The following is a 20,847-nucleotide window of genomic DNA, read 5'->3' as shown; positions in this document are numbered from 1 at the left end:
GTTCGTGCGGAGGGTCGGCTGCCATCACAGCTCCGCCCATCGTCTTAGAAGATTGTGATAGACGCCGGTAAGCATGAGGATGCCTTGTGCATCGCTGGGCACGGATTTGCGCAAGTCAACAATGCCACGGTCGAGATCATAGAGCGTCGTGCGAAGCCCCTCGTCCTTGATCATCGATTGGGTCCAGAAGAACGATGACAAGCGCGCACCTCGGGTGATCTCGCTCACACGATGCAGGCTCCCCGCTGGATACAGGACCATGCTGCCGGCCGCCAACTTTACGGCGTGAACGCCGTAACTGTCTTCGATGATCAGTTCGCCACCGTCGTAGTCATCGGGCGCTGTGAGGAAGAGGGTCGAAGACAAATCGGCCCGCATGCGAATGCCGAGTCCATGCGCGGATCGCACTGCGCCGTCGACATGGGCATCGAAGAACATCCCGGTGTCGTATCGATTGAAAAGGGGCGGTAGGACGCGCAGGGGTAGAGCGGCACTGTTGAACAGTGCATTCCGGCCGAGAGCCCGCAGGATAATGTCGCCGGCTTGGTGAGCCTGAGGCGAGTCCTCGGGGACCTGAGCATTGTGCTTGGCGCGCGATGCCAGCTCACCTGCCGTTGCCCGTCCGTCGATCCAATCCGCCCTCTCGATGATGTCGCGTACGGAGGTTACCTCTTCGGCGGTTAGCAGTTGGGGGATTTCGATGAGCATCTTCTTCAGAACCTGATTGCTGCGGTGAGGGTGAAGCTACGGCCCGCGACGGGAGTCGCGTAGCCGCTTCCGAAAGCCGAGCTGTAGGTCAGCTTGTTCGTGAGATTCGTAACCTTGAGCGCAAGATGGTGCCGCTCGTTGGGATCGTAGGAGAGCAACCCGTCGATCGTGGTCGCTGCCGGGATCACCATCGAATTGAGGTTGTTGAGGTAATAGTCCGAACGATAATTGAGCCCGCCCCCGACAAGGAAGTGACCCGGCACGTTGGGCAGCAGGGGAGCGATGTCGTAAGTGGTCCAGATCGCCAGGCCATGCTGAGACACGTACGGGACCCGGTTTCCTGCGGCCGAGACGGGCGTGAACGGGCTGATCGACGAGGCGATGATCTTGCTGTCCATGTAGGAATAGGAAGCCTGAACGTCCCAATTCGCCGTGAGCTTGCCGGTCAATCCGAGCTCAACTCCCTGGACTTGCACCTTGTCGTCAGTCGTCGTCTGGATTCCCGATGCCTGGTCGGTATAGGACGCGTTGTTCTTCTCGACGCGGAACAATGCTGCCGTCACGCCGAGCCGGTCCTCGAACAGGCCCCACTTAGCACCGACCTCGAAGGTCGTATCCGCTTCCGGCTCAAGGTTTGCAGCGCGTGGCGCCTGAGACAGGCCGAGCGACGAACTCAGCGAAGTGATGTTGTTGCCCGGCGGCGTGAATGAACGTGCATAGCTGAAGTAGTAACTTTGATGCGCGGTGGGCTCGAAGATCAGGGATGCTTTTGGGCTGGCGAACTCGCTCGTCGTCGCAAGCGGAGACGCGCCTACCTGGCCGTCCACCCGATAGTGATCCCATCGAACGCCCGCGAGGATCGAGAACATGGGCGTCAACCACATGCGATCGCTTATGAAAGGGCCGATATCCCAGCTCGTGGCCGACAATTGATTGCCCGGCGACACCGTCAGGGCAAAGCCGGGTGAGTTTGCAAAGATGGGATTGAGAAGAGTCCCTGCCGGCTCGGGGCCTGAAGGAAGGTAAAAATCCGTCGTCGCGTGTTGGGAATAGACATCAAAGCCGGCGACGAGCTTGTGCCGGAACGGTCCGGTGTCGAAACGCATCGTGGCGGTCGTTACGTTTTCCCCGCCGTGACTGACCTGCTTGGTCCCGCCGACGGACCAGATTGTGTAGGGCGTCGCCAGATTTCCGGCGAGAACGTCCGTTGCGCAGCTGCTTGGAAACGGGAAGCCGGGCGAGGCGCACAGCGCAGGCGTAAACTTCAGGTCACGTGTGTAGTACCCCACACGCGTGTCGTTCGTGAGCGTGAGCCAATCACCGAATTCGCCCTTGTAGAGAGCGGTCGCAACGTCGGCGGTTGCGCTGTCGCGGTCGCTTTCCCGTCCGAAATAATTCGAGCGCGGAACTCCGTACTCCGTCACCGGCCTTCCGATCACGCCGGGTGCACTCACGATGGGGACCCCGAAATCAGGGCGCTGTACGCTCTGCTGATGCATGTAGTTGACGATCAGGGACTGCTCGGTGCCGAGGCCAAGTCCTAGCGAGCCGAGGAAGCCGCCCCGGTCGGAATAGACATGGTCGCGATCGACAATATCCTGGCCGTTCCCCATGGCGATGAATCTCAGCGCCGTCGTGTCGTTGATCTGCTTGTTGATGTCCAAGATGCCGCGTCCGTAGGGGCCTGTCCCAGCCGAGGCCTCGAACGTTGATTGGTCGCCGAGATGGGCCTTCTTGCTTTCGATCTCGATGACGCCGCCCGTCGTGCCATTACCGAAGCTCTGTGACGAGGGTCCCTTCAGCACCAATACGTTTTCGGTTGCAAAGCTATCGCGCACATAGGAACCAAAGTCGCGTAAGCCGTCGACATACACATCGCCAGAAGCGTCAAAACCCCGGATGCGGAACTGATCTCCGTTGATGCCACCGCCGCCCTCTCCGGTGGCGACGGTGATTCCGGGCACATATTGGAGCACCTGATTGATCGTTGCTGCTTGCTGCTGCTCGATCACAAGGCGCGGTATGACGGTGACGGTTTGCGGCGTGCTTTGTAGAGAATCGGAAAGACGGCTGAGACCAGTGGTCCGCTGCAGCGAATTCCCAGGCGAAAGAGTCGAGGACGCAGCCTGCGGACGCGGTTCGGCCGGTTTGCTTGGGCGGCTGACCGAGACAGGTCTCGAGGCCGGCTTCGAGCCGGCGTTCGACGCTCGTCGCCGCTTGGTAACGGGAGCCTCCACCTCGACCGGTGGAAGCGCTGTAGCCTTGTCCGCAGGCGCCGACATCGGTTGATTGTTCTGGCCTTCCGCGTTGGCGGCGGTAACGAATAGAAAGCCGTTTGCAAGGCTCGCTGCTGCCCCAAGTCCGGAAAGTGCTGGTCGCAAGGTTTCGATGATGGTCACAGAGCCCCCTTCGAGCAGGATGATGTTGCGTTGGATAATCTTGCGATGCGGCGTGACATCGCTGCGATACGGTGGCCGAGGTAGCCAACAAGGCGTCGGCCGATCGACGCCTCGGGACAATTCTGCGAATCCAGACGTCCATCGGCCGCCGGCAGCTCAAACAGCCTCCTAGCGTCTTCAACGTCAGAGGCTGTGGCCGCAACGTCGTGGAGTGCGGAGGCATACGCCTGCACATCGGCGGCACTGCCGGAAGCTGCTACGCGCCTAAGTGCCTCGAGGCCATGCCGGCGGAGCGCAAGTTCGCCGTGCGCCAGCAACAGCGGCGCAATGCGCCGGCGAAAGCCATCATCGCTACCGGACACCGCCCGTTCCAGCCAAACATCGGCACCGGCCGGGTCACCGCCAGCGTGCAGGATCGTGGCCAGATTGTACTGGGCCCAGTGATCGCCAAGCGCCGCTGCGCGGCTGTACCAGTACAGGGCGCCTCTCGGATTGGCCGGCACGACCCAGCCTTCTTCAAGAAATCGCGCAAGCGAATTCATTGCCTTCAGGTTGGCCTTGGAGGTGCCGCCTTCCGCTGCTGCCCGAAACAGCTCGAAGCTCCGCGGCCGATCCGCCGGATCTCCGCCGCGCATCAGCATCTGCGCCAGATTGACCTGGCCCCAGACGTGGCCGGCTGCTGCGGCCAGCTCGAAAAATTCCGTCGCGAGCTTCGGATTTGGCTCGACACCCCAGCCTTGTTCGTAGCAGCGGCCAACCATGTTTTGTCCGTCCGGGTCCCCGAATTGGGCGGCACGTTCGAACCAGACGAAGGCAGCCACCGGATCACGCGCGGCCTGCGTCCCATCGAGCAGCAACTGGCCCCAGACGATCTGCGCGGGAATGATATCGGCCGCGGCTGCCGCCTTGATCCACTGCGTCGCATCGTGGGGATTGCTGACGAGCAAGTCACGCAGCTGCGCCTTGGTCAAACGTTGCGCGCGAATTTGTAGGAGTGGTCGGGGCAGGGCCATTGAGGCGTAGGGATTTGCAAGCCTCCTGGACAGGCGCTCAGGAACAGCTCTGGGCTGTGGGTGGATTGGCATCGTGCTTCGCTTCGCGCAGGCCGGGGTTTAACGGAATGGCTACAGCAGCCCGGTGCGGCGCTGCATCGTGCAATCCGGCCAGACCATTGCTCAATTCGGCCAGCGGCCAAGAATTCGTCCAAAATGCCGCCAAGACTTGGTAACCAGGGCCTGGCAACGCAGCACCTGGTTGCCGGTCGCCGTGATTGTCTGTTTTGGGCAACGCTTTGGCGCCTTGGATGAATGAGTTGAGGCATCATCCAAACTATCGTCACTGGTCATGCGCACGCGAATTGAACCACGCTGCGCAAACTGAACCGATAGGGGTGATGATGCTGTTGAATACCGCGACTTTTCCGATTGTAAGGCTATCTTACGATCAGGGCTCGGCCGGAACGGCTGACGAGGCCTTCGCCGCCTTCGAAGCCCTGCTCGATCGTGGCAAGCCCTTCGTCATCATAGGGCAAGGGGCAAACGCCGACATCGACGAACACGAGCACGATCCAGGTGAGCAGAGAAGGCTTGCGCTCTGGTCAAAGAAGCACAAACCGCGATTGCGCGAATTTGTGAAAGCCCTGATCTATGTTGAGCCCTCAAGGACGAAGCGGCTTGGCATGAGAGCCTTCCAGATCGTGTCAGAGAAGTTTTGGGGATACCCGATGCTGATCGCCGCTTCGGAGGCAGAGGCGCTGGAGACGGCGCAAGCGCTGCTGAAGCCCCTATCTCCAAGTAGGCGACCGGGTGAGGCAGGCTGAAGATCTTTCCAGACGACCTGTTGTCCTCGAACGAGGAGGCGCTCTGAACTCTCGCTTCGACAGCGATTGCTCTCGAAAGCGACGTTGCTCAGCGCCGCGACGTGGCCTTGACCAGAATGCCCTTTCCGGACCACCCGTCACGAGCCCGGCGGCGGTCGCTGCGTATCGGATCAGTCACGATGAAGAGATTGGATCGCGTGTTTCAGGACTTCGTGGATGCGATCGAGCTGGCGCGCAACGACGTTGAGTTTGAGCGTACGGCGGCGCGCACAGCGGTGTGTCTTGGCTTTCGCTGGTTTGCCTATCTAAAGATAGTCGAGGGGGCACCGAAGCTGATCTCCTGCTATCCCAGATCGTGGTCAAGCCGCTATTTCGATCTGCACTATCAGCAGCTTGATCCGGTGATTCGCAGGGCCCGGCTGGACCATGACCTTTTCGGCTGGAGGAGCGGCGCGGCAGGGCCGGGTGGCACGAAGGATCAGCGCAGGTTCTTTGATGAGGCCGTCTCCTTTGGCATTCGCTGCGGCGTGACGATACCGATCCGTGGCGGGTTTGGCCGCATGGCGGCGTTTACGCTGGCCAGCGATGATCGTGGTTTGCATCCCGAGCGCTTGATTGCGACCTCGGCGCAGATATTGCGTCTGGTCGGATTGCACTTCCACACGCATCTGGCGGCGCGCCAGTTGGTCGCCGAAGTACCGCTGGTCGATGCGGTCCTCGGACATCGCGAACGGCAATGCCTCGCCTGGGCGGCACGTGGCAAGACGGTCTCAGAAAGCGCGCTGCTGCTGGGAATTTCGCCCCGAACCGTGTCCTTTCACCTGGAGAATGCAAAGCGCAAGCTGGATGCGACGTCAATCGCGCAGTGTGTCGCCGAGGCCATCCGTCGTCGCCTGCTGACCTAGGCCATTTCATCCAGATTTCCTGCCGCCTGAGCTTGCAGGGTCGCCAGTTTATCGCGGAACATACGGGCGCGGCCGTGTAAAATAGCCAGCCGAGACGTACGCATTAACCAGTATCGCCGTCGGCAGTGACACCTCCGAGAACTTCCTCAGGGGCCTGGCGTGTTCGATGGAAGCCGCCGAGCCCGTTCCGGCCGTTGCCACGAATGAGTCGGCGCCTGTGGCGTTCGGTATGCTGGCCCGCAAGAACAGCTGGCATTCGTTGGCCGGGCCCCAGGATCTCGTTAGATCAAACTTCTTCTAAGTTCGGTTCTGCCGGAGGCGCCTGTTAAAAAACACAGGCGCTGCAAACCGCGGTTTCTGCTGTGGTGGTTTGTCACCGATTCAACCGGAGGTCACCGTGCTTGCAACCGCCTTGAACCATCTCGCTTTCGGACAGCATGTCGATCTGCTTGCCGACATGTATCGGCTACGCAGGCAGATCTTCAAAGACCGGCTCGATTGGTCGGTCGCGGTTTCCGGGGATATGGAAGTCGATCTCTTCGACGCTCTCAGTCCAACCTATCTTCTGGTGCTGACTGATGATGGCGCTGTGGTGGGCAGCGTCAGGCTGCTGCCGACGGTCGGGCCAAACATGCTCGCGGACACATTTGCTTTCTTGCTGGGCGATAGTCTAGTGCCGCGAAGTGACAAGGTCCTCGAAAGCTCGAGGTTCTGTGTAGATACACAGCGGGCCTCCCAGCTTGCCGGCAACGGCATCAATCGCGCAACTATCATGCTGTTTGCGGCCATGATCGAATATCTTAAAGCGCAAAATGCAGACAGCATCGTGACGGTGACGGACGTTCGCATGGAACGGATCCTGCGCCGCGCGGGGTGGCCCCTCGAGCGGCTAGGCGCACCATGCCGTGTCGGACAAACCACAGCTCTCGCAGGATATCTTCATGCCTCTGACGCGGCCCTTCACGCGCTCTACCAAGCCGCCGGCGTCCCTGGCCGGGTTTTGATTCCGGTCACGTCTATTCCTGCCGCAGCTTGACGTTGTGCGGTCAACGCTTTCCGGGTACGGCCGGAAGGTGATCCATGCTGGCAGACCCGAGGCAGAGCGTCGCCGTCATCTTGAATCCTGACTGGGTGAGGACCGGCGCTCCGGAGGTAGATGCCCATATCGAGAATTTCCCGCTTCTGGAGGCGGGGTGTCGGATATTGGGCGTCACCCCGTTAGCCGTGGGCGACTGCAAGCTGCAAACATCGGCCGCGCACACGGGGCAAGTCTTTCAAATGATTCCGCTTGATGGACAGCTTCTTTGGAAGGATGAGCGGTTTGTCCAACGGATGGTGCAAGACGACTTTCGCTTCCTGTATCTCGCGGGCGCCTGGCTCGAGGAGGATGTGCTTATGACAGCCCTGGAGGGCGCCGCGCGGGGCTACGATATACGCCTCCTATCAGATCTGTCGGCCGCGAGGCGCGAAGCCGAACGGAGGCCGATGTTCGACCGTCTGGTGCTCCATGGCATGCTCGTGACGACTGTTCGCCAGACATTGCTGGAGTGGGCCGTGTGCCTTGGCGATCACGGTCTGATCGGGGAAATCCGGCAATTGCTGAAGTAGAACACGGCGGCCAGCCTCGAAGTCTTCTCGTTGGTTGCCGAGGTCTCGTTCATCCTCTCCGAGCCGATCCGCCAAGCTCGCCTCGAATGGGCCGCGTCTCTGACCATCAGGCCGTCAGGCGGGGTTTTGGGATTTCCTTTCTAACATGGCGCCTCCCGCAAGCTGCCGCTTGCGGGCCGGGCTCTCGTAAACCGAGCCCGCTTTGCGGTCTCGGCCTTGCGGCTTCGATCCCTGGCGCAAACACACGCTGTCCACGACCTGGGAGCCTGCGCTTTGCCCTGTAATCGACCGCACGCGTCAGTCCCGATGACGTCGCCGAGATCGTTTGGGGCGATGCTTTGAGGAGCCGGCCGCGGGCGGCCGGCGCTTTTGATGAGCCCCCGGAAGGCGGGGTGGGCGGCGCTCCCGCATAGCCCCGAACCGGCGGTCCGCAACCGCGCCTCGTTAGGGGCGCTCGAGGTCGCCTGTGTCCTTGGCGCGGTCCTCCGCTATTGCTCCGGCCGTTCCGGTGCGGTCCGCCTCTCGCGTTCGGGGCTTTCCGGTCGCTCTTCGCCGCCCACCCCGCCTTTCGGGGGCAGGGCGCGGAAGAGGAGCGAGCGGGGATCGTCATGTCCGACAGTTCAACCCACCATCGCGCGGCCAAGCCGAAGGCAAGTCTCTACGAAGAAATCACCGCTCACATCGTTGCGGATCTGGAAGCGGGCATTTGCCCGTGGGCCCGGCCTTGGGGCGCTGGTGGTGGCAGTCAGGCTTTCACCCTGCCGAGAAATGCAGCCACGGGCAAAACCTATTCGGGGATCAACGTCCTGATCCTGTGGGGACGGCTGTTTGACTGCAGCTTTGCCTCGTCGCGCTGGCTCACCTTTCGCCAAGCCTCGAGTCTCGGCGGGTCAGTGCGCAAGGGAGAGCACGGCGCCACCGTCTGCTATGCCGATCGTTTCGTTCCCAAACGCGAGCAGGGAGAGACGGGGCGCACGCCTCAAGGCGGACAGGAAGCGGAAGGGGCGGCCATTCCATTCCTGCGGCGCTACACCGTCTTCAACGTCGATCAGTGCGACAACTTGCCGGACCATTGTCTTGCGGAAGCACCAGCCTTGCCCGAGCGAGAGATCGTGCCGCAGGCCGAAGCGCTCACCGCCGCAACGCGCGCCAATATCCGCATCGGCGGCGCCAAGGCCTTTTACTCGCCTTCAGAGGACGCGGTCCACGTCCCGCCACAGCCCGCCTTTTTCGAGCAGATCAACTACTACCGAACGCTGTTTCACGAGCTTGGGCATTGGACCGGCCACCCGTCGCGCTTGAACCGGGACCAATTGGGCGCATTCGGCTCAAAGCTCTACGCCAAGGAGGAACTGATCGCCGAACTGACCGCTGCCTTCGTCTGCGCCGCGCTGGCGATCAAGCCCACCGTGCGCCATGCCGATTACCTCGGCTCGTGGCTCAAGGTCCTTCGGAAAGACAGCCGAGCAATCTTCCGCGCCGCCAGCAAGGCCTCAAAGGCTGCCGACTTTCTGCTTGGATTCGCAGCAGCCGGCGAGACCTCCGCGACCGCGACACAGCCCGAGATTGGTCCGTAACCAATCCGTTGCTTTGCGACGCGGCGAGTTTGGATCGCGCCCGGAATTGGGCCCGTCTGCGAGGTTGCGCCACCTCTGACGGGGGTCCGCTCATCGCGGCAGAGCAGACCAGATTTGCTCAACCTGAGTTCTTCGTGTTTTGACCCTGGCTGTGTAAAAACGCGAAAGATCGAAACACGGCTAGAATTACATTCTTCAGTTCGTTCTCTAAGTTTAATGCGCTTGCGAGGTTGACCGCTAAGACGGTCTTGAACGAATAGCTTCTTCTATCGCCCTCAAGCATCCTGCCGTTTTCACACAGCCAAGACCCAGAGCAGACAAAGAGCACCACGCTTGGCTTTGCTGCCATAGTGCGTCGTAAGAAGTAGTAGAATGAGACGCCACCCGCAGGCTGATGCGATGGTGCCTATTCAGCCAATGAAGACAGCGTGCTCGTCGAGTGATATATGATTGATAGGCGGCCCGCGGTTGGGAGAGGCACATGCCAGCCACAATCGGACGGCGGCAATTGATGGCCGCACTTGGCAGCGCGGCGACATGGCCGTTCTTAGCAGGGGCGCGGCAACCAGCAACTATTAAGCACATTGCGGTGGTCCACGCGGTTGCTCCGACGGACGTGATGAATGAGAAAGCAAATGACCCTTTCTATCCTGCTTTCTTCATTGAGTTGGAACGGCTCGGCTACTCTGAAGGGAAAAATCTCGTAGTGGAGCGTCGATCTGGCGAGGGTAAGCCAGAACGTTACGCGGAAGTGGCGCGAGAATTGGTCAGCCTGAAACCGGACCTGATCGTAGTGACGGGCGCTCGCCCCTTGGAGTACTTGCGCGACGCGACGATTACTATTCCAATAATTGCAATCACGGGGGACCCAAATCTGTTTGGGATTCTTTCCAACCTGTCGCGGCCGGAAGGCAACGTCACCGGCTTCAGCGCTGATGCGAGCATCGACATCCATGGAAAGTATCTGGAAATATTGCGCGAGATTAAACCTACTCTGTCCAAAGTGGGCCTGCTTACGCCGCGACTTTCGTGGGAAGCTTACGGGCTTCCTTTGGGGCAAGTAGCCAAGCGGATGGCTCTGGCAATTCTCGGGCCTCCCGTGGACAGCCCTAGCGGCCCGGCCGAGTACCGACGCGTCATTGCGGCAATGGTTCAGGAAAATGCAGACGGTCTTCTTGTTACTGCGGCTGCCGAAAATCGAGCCCAGAGCCGATTGATTATTGAGTTGGCGCAAGCGAACCGATTGGCCGCCATTTATCCGTTTGCCGCATACGCCAAGCTCGGCGGTCTGGCAGCCTATGCGGTTGATCTCGCTGAGATAGGTACTCGTGCGGCTGGTTATGCTCACAAGATACTACAAGGCGCGAAAACGAGCGAACTTCCTTACTATATGCCAACCAAACTGCAACTGATCGTCAACCTTAAGACGGCGAAGGCGCTGGATCTCTCGTTGCCGCCATCACTTATCGCGCGTGCGAGCGAGGTGATCGAATAAGGATGATGCACAAGTCCGCTTTTGGCCGCCCAAAGTTGACCTGAAATGCGGACATTGGTCCGCAGCACGTGGAGGAGCGAATGCAGGCGATATATTGTATTCTCAAGCTGTGCGATTTGAACTTGTTGTCAATCTCAAGACCGCCAAGCTGGTTGCTGCTGCGACTTCGGTGATCGAGTCCGCTCATGATGCTGTGGACGGCTCCTCCGCCGGCACGAGAGTGCCAAGGAGTGGGTGCCGTTTTGAGGCTCCCACGATTCGGAGGAGCAGCCTATGCAGTCAATTTCGACGATTGGCCTTGATATTGCGAAGTCGGTCTTCCAAGTGCACGGCGTTGATGCTGCCGGCCAGGTGGTCGTACGCCGTCAGTTGAGGCGCCGCCACGTCTTGGCGTTTTTCCAAAAGTTGCCGCCATGCCTGGTGGGGATCGAAGCTTGCGCATCATCGCACCATTGGTCCCGTGAATTGCAGGCGTTGGGACATACGGTGAGATTGATGCCTCCGGCCTATGTGAAGCCCTACGTCAAGCGGCAGAAGAACGACGCTACGGACGCGGAGGCGATCTGTGAAGCGGTGACGAGGCCCAACATGCGGTTCGTGCCGACCAAGACGGTTGAACAACAGAGCTGTCTGATGCTTCACCGAGCGCGCCACCTCTTCATTCGCCAGCAGACCGCGGTCATCAACTCGATCCGCGCCTATCTTGCCGAGTTCGGGATTGTCGCCCCCGTCGGGCGGCGAGGCGTCGAGCAACTGCTGGAAGTCGTCGCCGATAAAGCCGAAGACCGAGTCCCGGAGGTCGCCCGGATGTGCCTTGATGCTCTTGGCGGTCAATTGCGCGCGCTGAAGGCCCAGATCCTGGAGTTCGACCGCCGCATCATCGCCTGGCATCGATCAAATACGACGAGCAAGCGGCTGGACGCGATCCCTGGCGTCGGTCCGGCGCTGGCAACAGCTCTGGTCGCCAGCATTGCCGATCCCAAAGCCTTCCGATCGGGGCGGGACTTCTCGGCCTGGGTTGGGCTTGTGCCAAAGCAGAGCTCGAGCGGGGGCAAAGACAAGCTTGGCAGCATCAGCAAGCAGGGGGATCGCTATTTGCGTAGCCTGTTCAAGGCTGGCGCGCTCGCCGTAATCCGCTACGCCAAGATCCATGGCACCGATCATCGGCCATGGCTCACGCGATTGTTGGCCCGCCGGCCCACCAAGGTCGCGGCCATCGCGCTTGCCAACAAGCTCGCGAGGATGGCCTGGGCGATGATGGCGAGGAACGAACGCTATCAGGAGCCGGCCGCGCTGGCGGCCTAAACGAGATCGCGCCGACATCGCCGGCGTGACGTAACGGTTGGGAGGGCGAACAGCACGTAATGCAGCGCCGGTCGATCCGGCGATCAGGACAACCCATACGGGCCACGGCATCTTCGAATGCGTGCTTTTGATCGGGACCTGGTCCGCGGAGGGCATTATGGCCAGCGGTCATGTGAACCGCACAAACAGGCCGAACACATGGCTGCTCCGACCAACGCCGCAAAGTGAAGATTCTCCTTGCTAACCCGGAGCCGTCCACACATGGCCCGTGGCTGACTTCCCCTCTTGGCTCGCATGGTCCGCTTCCGAGGGCTGAGCGGAAAGCCATCGCGGAGCCGCCGAGGGCAGCCTTTTGCCTGGCTGTGTGAAAACGCTGCGCTTGATCTGATTCGCGCGATATGATCCCCGCACGATTTGCGGGGGGCTGGAATGAAGCGCTTCGTTGAGGCGGCGGATCGTGGGCAGTCAACGTTATTGTTTGACAGGCCGTGGTCCACTAGCGCCGCAGAATCTTGCCGTCTTCTTCGCTTGTGTAGCGATATCGCAGCCGCTCCCCAGCTGGACAGCGGTAGGCGTCCTCCACTGACAAATAGGCAAAGTCCTGCTTACCCAAGCGCCCTCCGACTTGGCGCCCGACGTCTGGGGTTTGGGTAGAGTTACCGTGATGCCTGCACGCGAGGATCTCCGGGCGGTTGAAGTAGCCGCGATCGGTTACAGCCTCGAGCGTCTCACTCTTCAGAACAGCCTTCGCCTGCTTGGCCATATTGGCAAGTTGTGCCCAATCCGAGCGGCGACGGCGAGTGTCGCCATCGATGAGCCGGGCCGACCCGCACAATGAGCGCCGAACGCCTGTCCCAGAGGGTAGCGCAAATGCGAATTTGCTAGGGAGACGACCTTCGCATGCTTGTAGTTCAGTGAGATCAACGAATGCGTCGGCCTGCCGGCGCAAATCATCAGCGATCATCGGCGACTGATATGCAATGGATGATATGTCCGTAATGCGCACCCCTCGGCGCTGAAGCGACGCAACAAGCGGATGGAAATCGCTGTCGCCCGAAAGCAGGATTACCTCGTCAAAATGCTTGGCAAGTCGCGCAGCATCGCGCCCCAGCCGCACCGGTTGATGTCTGCCTCCGGAGCGGAAGCTGACATATCTGTGACGCCGGGCAATATTTGTGTATGGTCCGACCGTGCGTTGCAAGAGTCTCGTCGATCTGGTGGTAAGTGGTCTTGCATCAAATCCGCTAATGGGAACGCGCGCCGAAATCCGTGATGGCTCGGAGCACATGCTCCAAGCAGAGGCCGGATACATTAGGTTTCAGAGGAGTCGCGGGAGCCCTTTCCTGGTTGCTGCCCGTGGTCGCGAAGTTGCTCGAGCCTACTTTCGAGCAGCTCCTTCTTAGCCGCTATCATTGCGGCCAGCACTGAATCGACGTCTTGGTGCAGCGCCCACAACTCGTCAATGGACATATCCTGAAGCTGCTCTCGATCAATCATTGCAGTGATCTTCCATGGCGATACCGAGCTTGGCGGACCCAATTTGCTCCGCGGGAGCCTCATCTTCTCTGGCTATGGGGTTACTGCCCTCCCGGAATATGGCCATCACCGGATCAGTCTCACGTCGGCCGGCCGGTGGCCCATCTGAGCGCGTCGTCGAATGACATCGAAGCGAGTGCGCCGTGCACGTCACCCGGAGATCCGGACTGCGCGAGCACAACTCAGCATCGTGAGAAGTCGATTTTGGCCAGCGCTTCACCCGGGTTATCGGCTTTGCCGCAGTCGTCGGACGGCTCGAAGTTGCAGTCTTTCCGCGGCTGGCGGTCGTCCTTGTGTGGATCACAGTGGTCGTTGGCGTCCTTCGAGGCAGGATCGCGCTTCGCGCAATCGCCCGTGGCATCCCCGGGGGGAGTGGCGCGGTCGTGGGCGGTCTCGGTCGATTTCGCACCTTCGGCGGCAGAACCAGTGACTCCGACATCTCGCTCAGGCGCCGCTGCTGGTCGGCCACTTGTCATTCCGACGCGAAATGGCTCCGTCGCAGTGCCAAGATGGATGATCAAATCTGCTCCATGAGTAATCTCGGGTCGGTGCGCTACGCTCACGCGCGTCATGTTTAGGTGCCGGAGATTCGAGTTGATTTCTTTTTCCTTCTCGGTGTCGAGATGTGCAGTGCCCTCGTCCAGAAACAGGATCTTTGGTCGGCGATAGAGGGCGCGGGCAAGTAGTACTCGCTGTTTCTGCCCGCTGGATAGCGAGCTTCCCATGTCGCCGATGAGGCTGTTGTAGCTCATCGGCATTGCCATGATGTCGTCGTGGATGCCGGCAATCCGCGCGCAATCGATCATGCCTTGCAGATCGAATGTCGTATCAAAAAAGCAGATATTGTCGGCAATCGACCCCGACAACAATTGATCCTCCTGCATCACCGCGCCAATTTGCTCGCGATATGCACGCGGCCCGATCTGACCCAGCGGAAGGCCGTCGATCAGAACCTCTCCGCTCGTTGGCTCGAGCAACCCAAGCATAATCTTGATAAGAGTTGACTTGCCGCAGCCCGAGGGTCCCATGATCGTCACGAATTGGCCGGGAGCAACGCAAAGATTGACGTTGTTAAGAATCAGAGACTCTCCTTCTGCATACCGGAAGCAGACGTTGCGCAGTTCGATCGCGCCGCGAATCTGTCGGATATACGACAGGTCTCGGTCGTGCCCCCGCTCGAGCGGGGTGAGCGCAATGTCGGCAAGACGCTCCAGGTGCAGTCCGAGAATACGGACGTCCACCAGCTTCTCGATCAGCAGCGCTGTCCGCTCAGCGAACTGCAGCTTGTAGCTGACGAACGCGAATATCATGCCAACCGTGATGAGGTTGTCTAGTGCGAGACGAGCGGCGAGGTAGATCGTGATTACGTTCTCCAAGCCAAATATCGTGTCGTTCATTGCCTTGAAGCTGATCTTCGCCCGACCTAGCCGCACGTTGGCATTAATATACGCGGCATAGCGGTTCAGCCACTGGCCCTCCCGTTCGTTCTCTCGATTGAGCAACTTTAGGCTTTGCACCGCTCGCACGGTTTCGATGAAGGTGGAGTTCTCGTCTGCCTTACTATGAATGGCGGCTTCGCTTCGTTGCCGGAACATCCCGAAAAGAGCAAGCCGCAGGGCGGCATACAACGCGAACGCCAGCAGGACGACAAGTCCAAGCTGGATGTTGTAGGTGAACATCAGCACCAGCATCAACACCGACATGAGACCGTCGATCAAGCCCGTGATCAATCCTTCCGCGAGCACATTGCGGATTGGCTCGATCGAATTGAAGCGCGACAGGATGTCGCCGATGTGCCGTTTCTCGAAGAACGGGAGTGGTAAGCGCACCAGATGATGAAACAGTCGTGCGCCGATTTGGAAGCTCAACGTGTTCTGCAGAACAAGAATAATGAACGAGCGGGTCGCAGTCGAAGCGACCCGTATCAGGAGAAGGAGCGCGAATCCTAGCCCGAGTACGACCAGGAGATCGACGTCCCCTCTGGCGATGACCTCGTCAACGGTGAGCTGCATATAGAACGGGGCGGCGAGAAGAAGAATTTCGATGACCACCGACAGAACTAATATTTGGGCGAGGGCACAGGTGTTCCCGTTCATTCCGCTCCAGAATACCGAGAACGGCAATCTTACTCGCTCGTCTGTGCGGCGGAACTCTTCAGTGGGCGAGAGTTCAAGCGCGACCCCGGTGAGATGTCGCGATGCTTCAGGGAGGGGAAACCACTTCTCGCCGGCGGCCGGATCGTGCACGACGATCCCCTTCTTCCTGTATGCTTTCAGAACAACGAAATGAGCCATGTCCCAGTGCAGAATAGCCGGCACACGCAATTGGCAGAGATGGCCGATCTCGATTCGCAGCGGCCGACATGCCAGCCCCAGGTAAGCTGCTATCTGGATGAGGTCGCGAAGAGTGACGCCCTTTAGGGACACTGGATGCCGCCGCCGCAGGCTGTTCAAATCAGTTCGATGACCATGATACGACGCTACCATGGCTAGGCATGCGAGCCCGCATTCAGTTGCCTCCGTCTGTCTGATGACGGGGAGGGATCTGCGTCCGCTGAAATTCAATAGTCCCTGCATGCGCTACATCCTTGCGCTTAAGACCGGATCGAGCAGCCACCTCATCAGGGATCGTTGCTCAAGGATCACGTCGGCCCTAAGCAGCATGTCCGGCCGAAGCGGCATCTTACGGCCGTAGGCGTCAATGTCGGGCCGCTCGAGAGCCGCAGTCACACGGTAGGCTGGTTCCTTGAGGGAGACCGGTCCGGTCGCTTCGTTGCCGGTCAGAATCGTGTGAGAGACCTTTGTCACGCTGCCGCGGTAGGTGCCGAACTTCTGGTAAGGAAATGCATCGTAAAGAATCCTGACCGGCTGGCCGGGGCGCACAAAACCAAATGCGCGCGTCGGAAAGAATAGCTCCGCCTGCAAATGCGCATCCAGCGGGATGATTTCGAGCTGCATATGCCGTGGATCCGCGATCTGGCCCACGGTCGCCTGCAGCGTGGACACGCGCCCACTCGTTGGCGCCCTGATAACGTAAGCCTGCCGCCCATTGACCTCGGCCACGCGCTGTTCGATCGAGGAGAGCTCATTGCGCAGTCCCCGGATCCTCTCTGCGGCGACGGTTGGGAGTTGCTCGAGTGTATGCCGAGCGTCCGTCAATTGGGTGCGTCGCGCGGTAATCTGCTGATCGAGCGACACTACGCTCTGCTTCTGCTCAAGTGCGGCCTGCTCGCGACGCTTCAGCTCAATCGGCGGCAATGTACCGCTCGCGGTTAGCTTAGCGCCCGTTGCTACGAAACTCTCCGAAAGCTTCAGCCGCTCGTTTTGGATGTTTCGTTGGTCCTCGAGTTGAGCAATCTCTCCTTCTATCCCTCGGATCGTGGAAGCAAGACGATCCTGCTCCGAGGTGGTTCGACGATCTTCCGCGTCGATCTGGCGCTCGACCACATTTCGCTGCTGCGTGAGCACTGCAAGTACGGTGGCATTGACGTCGTCGCCATTGGCGGTGATTTGGGACGTGACTACGGTCAGGAGCGGGTCACCCTCCGCAACCTCTTGTCCCTCCGTCACTTGTATGGCTTTGATAAAGCCCTGTTGTGGTACAAAAATCTTAGCTGTGCCGGAGGCCGGCGTCAGATATCCGGAGACGGTCTCCTTGCGCGCGTATTGCGCGATGGAGAGAAAGCACAAAATGAGTACAATGAGCGCCGCAAGGCTCCAGCTAAGAAGCGTGCTCGACAGGGGCTGGAGCAATACAACCTCGCCCCAGGTGTGACGCTGATGCAGAAAGTCGACAGCTTCCTTGCGAAATAGAGCTGGGCGAGTCGCCATGAAGGTACCTTGCGGACTGCACTGACTATCTTTCCCATAGCAAGACTATGGAGAACCGCTTCCCCTCATGGAGAAGCGGTTCGCCGGCGCATGCTGCCTTTACCCAACAAAGATTTGTGACTGCTTGGACAGCACGCCAACCTGAACTTGGTTTCCGCTGAGCACATTGATGTCGCCAGTTCGAATCAATGATCCGCCATCATGGCAGCCACAACCGCCGGTGCCGGCGGCCACGAGGTCGAGCTCTTCATCAGACAGTTCGATAGGGTGCGCAAGTTTGGTCATCTCTAGCATGTTGGTCTCCTTTCGATTTAAGTGGCGGAACATTTGATGTAACGTTTGCCACGTCAACACTAGCTGCAAGATGCCAATCTGGATGCACGGTCGCGCAAATTTTTTGAGCGGTACGTGTTTGACGCTCGTCGCATTGTGACTTTTGCAGTGTCGTATGCGGGTCGGCAGTGGCGGCCTTTGTCACGGTGAGTGGACATTCTAATTTGCTGGATGTTCTGCGCGGGCTGAGAGACGACATGCCTCTTCTGAAGGAAAGCGCGTCGGCATGCCAAGGGCGCGAGCTTGGTCCAGGAAGCGCCTCAGCTTATTTCGATGACTGCACTCATCGCGATAGCTGCGCAGGTCGCAGCGCCCGTTGGGCGCGACAACACTCAGAGCCGTCGCAGCTGATCGCGTTGCCGGCAGGTTTGATGGAGGGAGGAATGTGAGGGATTGGGACTGGCTTTCTTGAAGGTACTTCGAATGACCCTCAATGGCGTTACTCGGGTGGTCGGATCCGATGCGTGCTTTGAACTGATAACCGAGACATAGCGACCATGTTGACGACTCCCATTTCTCGGAGTCAGCTCGAGAGTTATGTTGCTGCTCTCAGCGGCTCACCTGCCAGCGAGCACGACTCGCTATAGTCCGCCTGCACCCTGACGACCACGCCCCCGTTTGGCGATTGGGGAAAATTTTGAAGACTTTCGGGAACGAAGTCGATGCTGCTGACTTGAGTTCGCCGACAGCCGATTTCGCTTTTTTTTAAAGAGGGTCATTTAAATACGTTTAAATGCAGGGTATTAAATCCGGCGGTGGTGGCCCTGCGAGTGAAGAGCAGTCAGGTTTTTGCTATTCAGGGGTGACTTCGGCCATGCCCCATCAAAGCGCCGCTTTAACGAAGGCCAAGCCTTGCTCCGACGCAGCGCGGCCCGACAATTATTTGAATCGCGAGACGGCGTTTAATTACGAAACCGCTCTGCTGGAGTGCGCCTCCGGATCGCAGTCGGCCGTCGGCAAGATCTACGCCCGGGAAAAGGAACAATTGCGCGCGATGGCGCACCGGATCGTACGCGACAGATCGCGTTCCGAGGACGTCATCCACGACGCATTCGCGCAGATTCTCCGATATGCGAAGGACTTCGATCCTGCGCGCGGCTCCGCCCGGGGCTGGATCTACGCCATCGTCCGCAACACGGCGCTCAAGATGCGGCAGAACGTGAGTCGCGAGCTCGCGCTCGAGGACGATGCTCTGAATGCCATCTGCGCGCGGGAACAGATCGTTCCGAATCCCGCGTCCTGTATCCCAGACAGCATGACGCTGCGAACGATGCTCGATCAACTCGAGCCACAGCGCCGCGCCAGCCTACTTCTGGCGATCGTCGATGGGCGCACTCACGAGGAGATTTCCGAATACCTCCGGGTTCCTGTCGGAACCGTCAAGGCGTGGATCCGGAGAGAGCTCGTGGCCATGCGCCGGCAGCTCGAATGAGGCATGAACTTATTTTTTTCGCCGCTGCATCCAAAGGCGCGTGTCGGCGACAGTAGGGGTGACGGCGTGGTTATCCGGGCACGCACGCGCGCGTGATGCACGTGGCTGTGACCGTTGCAAGGCGAAGGCGAGGAGCGAGCCATGTCCATCCTGAGCAGCGTTACGAGCATTCTCGGGCTCATAAAGCTTGCGGGAACTGGCGTCCCACCCGAGGAATGCACGTCAACCACGCCCGAAGACTGTGGCGACGGCAAGCAGTCAAAGTGGAATGACGATCACAGCGGTAACGACGCGTATTCGAACGGGGACGGCAAGGACAATTATTCCACGCTTGGCGGCATCGGCGCCTACCTGAAAGACGGCAAGGGCGACTACCCAGAGCACGACGCCTGGAAGGATGCCAAGGCCGGCGAATACCAGCCCAAGGACCATTGCGACCTCGGGCCGGCTGACGATGGCAGCAGGGGCGATACTGATCGCAGTCCGGGTGACGCGCTGGCCAAGTTCGACTTCTCCCAGGGTGAGTTAGCGGGTGATTTCAGCTCGCACGGTCCCGACCATTCAGGTGACATACACGGCGCGCTCGCTTCGATGTCTTGCGACGATGCGCTTGAATACGCCATCGGTTTGATGGGCCCAACGGATCACTTCGACGTAGGGCATTTCGACACGGCGACGCATACGACGCCGCACGGCACGGACGCCTGACATGCCGAAGAGACCCGCCTGGCGGTGAATGCTGCCGGGCGAGAGTGGTTTTTGAAGGAGAAAGGCGCCGGTCATGCAGCAGGTAGAAAAGCGCGAACTGTTCGAACAAGAGCGGAAGAGTTTTGAAGCCGGAGTGCAGCGTGCTGACAAGCGATCGGGCTCTTTCAATTTCTTGACCTGGTCGTTCTTCATTGCGCCGCTGATTGCCTGCGAAGAGTTTCTTGCTGCCACATTCAAATCCGCGCTGGCCGAGCACGAAGACGCGACAGCGGCTCAGGCGGGTGCGGGGCCGCAACGGACGAACGACGAGCTGCCTGCGAGCGATCCCGCAAAGCCAGGCGCGGAGGATGAGAGGCCTAAAGGGCCGGCCGCTTCGTCGGAGACGCATGTGGCTCAGCTCGATCCGGCCAGCCTCCCGGCGGAGCCGCAGGAACACGCGCCCAGGCCGGGTACCGCCGGGGGCGAAGCAGTCGCCGTTGCGAGCTATGGGAGTGAGGGTGGAGGTGGTGAAGATGCAGTTTCTTTCAAGCACCAAGCTCACACCTCGGCCGACGCTAGTCACGTCAATTGCGTGAACTGGCCGTCGGCAGATTTCAATTTCGTCATGACCGAATCTTCTGGTGGGGCAACGCTCGAATCCATTTGGCCTAGCGTGCTCTATGACTCGTATAGTCCGTCGGTCGTCAGCTCCTCTCCTGTGCTTGGAGATCTGGGCAATGAAGTGGTGGTAGGGATTACGCCGGTCGAGGCGGCAGCGCCGCCGGCGCTCGCGACCGCGAGCGACAGCACGCCTGACGGCGTGGTTGGCGCGATTGCGCTGGACAAGGCGGCGGTGCCGCCGACACTGGCGACCGCGAGCGTCAGCGTCAGCACGCTGCCCAACGGTGTGGTTGGCGCAATTGCGCCGGTCGAGGCGGCGCAGCCGACGCTCACGACCTGGGCCGACGCGGGCACGCTGCCCGACCACGTGGTTGGAACGATTGGGACGGTCGAAGCAGCGGTGTCGCCCGCACTCGCGGCGATGACCGACACCGTGAGCACGCTGCGCAACAACGTGGCCGGCGCCATCGCGCCGCTCGAGGCGACGGCGCAGCCGACGCCCACGACGTTGGCGGACACCGCGGGCACGCTGCCGGACGGCATGGTTGGTGCGCTTGCGCCAGTCGAAGCGGCGTTGCCGCCGGCACTCGCA

The 20,847-nt window shown here is 60.0% G+C and carries 17 protein-coding genes; 10 read left to right on the top strand and 7 right to left on the bottom strand.

Annotated elements, in window-relative coordinates; genetic code table 11:
* Window positions 1–24: 24 nt before the first annotated feature.
* The 3 genes from XI05_RS01260 to XI05_RS01250 are packed head-to-tail and all read right to left on the bottom strand — an operon-like array spanning window position 25 to window position 4,078.
* Window positions 25–708, bottom strand: a complete 684-nt coding sequence (locus tag XI05_RS01260) for a Fe2+-dependent dioxygenase (RefSeq protein WP_271498142.1) — start codon at window positions 706–708, stop codon at window positions 25–27.
* A gap of 5 nt (window positions 709–713) precedes the next feature.
* Window positions 714–3,107, bottom strand: a complete 2,394-nt coding sequence (locus tag XI05_RS01255) for a TonB-dependent receptor (protein ID WP_271498140.1) — start codon at window positions 3,105–3,107, stop codon at window positions 714–716.
* Window positions 3,104–4,078: a tetratricopeptide repeat protein gene (locus tag XI05_RS01250; protein WP_271498138.1), complete on the bottom strand. Its 975-nt coding sequence runs from the start codon at window positions 4,076–4,078 to the stop codon at window positions 3,104–3,106. Before XI05_RS01250 ends, XI05_RS01255 begins: the two co-directional genes overlap by 4 nt.
* A 422-nt stretch (window positions 4,079–4,500) precedes the next feature.
* Here XI05_RS01250 and XI05_RS01245 point away from each other — a divergent pair, with 422 nt between their 5' ends.
* From XI05_RS01245 to XI05_RS01215, 7 genes are all read left to right on the top strand, one after another.
* Complete coding sequence (locus XI05_RS01245) at window positions 4,501–4,926, top strand: hypothetical protein (RefSeq protein WP_271498136.1); 426 nt, start codon at window positions 4,501–4,503, stop codon at window positions 4,924–4,926.
* A 179-nt stretch (window positions 4,927–5,105) separates the two neighbouring features.
* Window positions 5,106–5,831, top strand: a complete 726-nt coding sequence (locus XI05_RS01240; protein ID WP_271498134.1) for an autoinducer binding domain-containing protein — start codon at window positions 5,106–5,108, stop codon at window positions 5,829–5,831.
* A gap of 397 nt (window positions 5,832–6,228) precedes the next feature.
* Window positions 6,229–6,867: an acyl-homoserine-lactone synthase gene (locus XI05_RS01235; RefSeq protein ID WP_271498132.1), complete on the top strand. Its 639-nt coding sequence runs from the start codon at window positions 6,229–6,231 to the stop codon at window positions 6,865–6,867.
* Window positions 6,868–6,911: 44 nt separating this feature from the next.
* Complete coding sequence (locus XI05_RS01230; protein WP_271498130.1) at window positions 6,912–7,439, top strand: isochorismatase family protein; 528 nt, start codon at window positions 6,912–6,914, stop codon at window positions 7,437–7,439.
* A 608-nt stretch (window positions 7,440–8,047) separates the two neighbouring features.
* On the top strand, window positions 8,048–9,016 hold the full coding sequence (locus tag XI05_RS01225) for an ArdC family protein (protein ID WP_271498128.1): 969 nt from the start codon (window positions 8,048–8,050) through the stop codon (window positions 9,014–9,016).
* A 481-nt stretch (window positions 9,017–9,497) separates the two neighbouring features.
* Window positions 9,498–10,511 carry an ABC transporter substrate-binding protein gene (locus XI05_RS01220; protein WP_271498126.1) on the top strand — a complete coding sequence of 338 codons (1,014 nt, stop codon included), beginning with the start codon at window positions 9,498–9,500 and terminating at the stop codon, window positions 10,509–10,511.
* A 273-nt stretch (window positions 10,512–10,784) separates the two neighbouring features.
* Window positions 10,785–11,816: an IS110 family transposase gene (locus tag XI05_RS01215; RefSeq protein ID WP_271498124.1), complete on the top strand. Its 1,032-nt coding sequence runs from the start codon at window positions 10,785–10,787 to the stop codon at window positions 11,814–11,816.
* Between the two features lie 496 nt (window positions 11,817–12,312).
* On the opposite strand, the gene XI05_RS39605 is transcribed toward XI05_RS01215, so the two are convergent.
* The 4 genes from XI05_RS39605 to XI05_RS01190 all read right to left on the bottom strand — a co-directional run bounded on the left by XI05_RS39605 (window position 12,313) and on the right by XI05_RS01190 (window position 17,476).
* Window positions 12,313–13,017, bottom strand: coding sequence for an NYN domain-containing protein (locus XI05_RS39605; protein ID WP_442869218.1), 705 nt, complete (start codon window positions 13,015–13,017; stop codon window positions 12,313–12,315).
* A 517-nt stretch (window positions 13,018–13,534) separates the two neighbouring features.
* Window positions 13,535–15,928, bottom strand: coding sequence for a peptidase domain-containing ABC transporter (locus XI05_RS01200; protein ID WP_271498122.1), 2,394 nt, complete (start codon window positions 15,926–15,928; stop codon window positions 13,535–13,537).
* Window positions 15,929–15,931: 3 nt separating this feature from the next.
* Window positions 15,932–17,182 carry an HlyD family efflux transporter periplasmic adaptor subunit gene (locus tag XI05_RS01195; RefSeq protein ID WP_271498121.1) on the bottom strand — a complete coding sequence of 417 codons (1,251 nt, stop codon included), beginning with the start codon at window positions 17,180–17,182 and terminating at the stop codon, window positions 15,932–15,934.
* Window positions 17,183–17,281: 99 nt separating this feature from the next.
* Window positions 17,282–17,476 (bottom strand): hypothetical protein, encoded by a 195-nt coding sequence (locus XI05_RS01190; RefSeq protein ID WP_271498119.1) that lies wholly within the window; start codon window positions 17,474–17,476, stop codon window positions 17,282–17,284.
* Between the two features lie 853 nt (window positions 17,477–18,329).
* Here XI05_RS01190 and XI05_RS01185 point away from each other — a divergent pair.
* The 3 genes from XI05_RS01185 to XI05_RS01175 all read left to right on the top strand — a co-directional run.
* Window positions 18,330–18,947 carry a sigma-70 family RNA polymerase sigma factor gene (locus XI05_RS01185; RefSeq protein ID WP_271498117.1) on the top strand — a complete coding sequence of 206 codons (618 nt, stop codon included), beginning with the start codon at window positions 18,330–18,332 and terminating at the stop codon, window positions 18,945–18,947.
* A gap of 141 nt (window positions 18,948–19,088) precedes the next feature.
* Window positions 19,089–19,655, top strand: a complete 567-nt coding sequence (locus XI05_RS01180; RefSeq protein WP_271498115.1) for a hypothetical protein — start codon at window positions 19,089–19,091, stop codon at window positions 19,653–19,655.
* Window positions 19,656–19,728: 73 nt separating this feature from the next.
* On the top strand, window positions 19,729–20,847 hold a 1,119-nt coding region (locus tag XI05_RS01175), incomplete at its 3' end, for a hypothetical protein (RefSeq protein ID WP_271498113.1).

This window comes from Bradyrhizobium sp. CCBAU 11357 (genome assembly GCF_028128865.1).
Lineage (GTDB): Bacteria > Pseudomonadota > Alphaproteobacteria > Rhizobiales > Xanthobacteraceae > Bradyrhizobium.
This window is presented reverse-complemented; position numbering and strand designations above follow the sequence as displayed.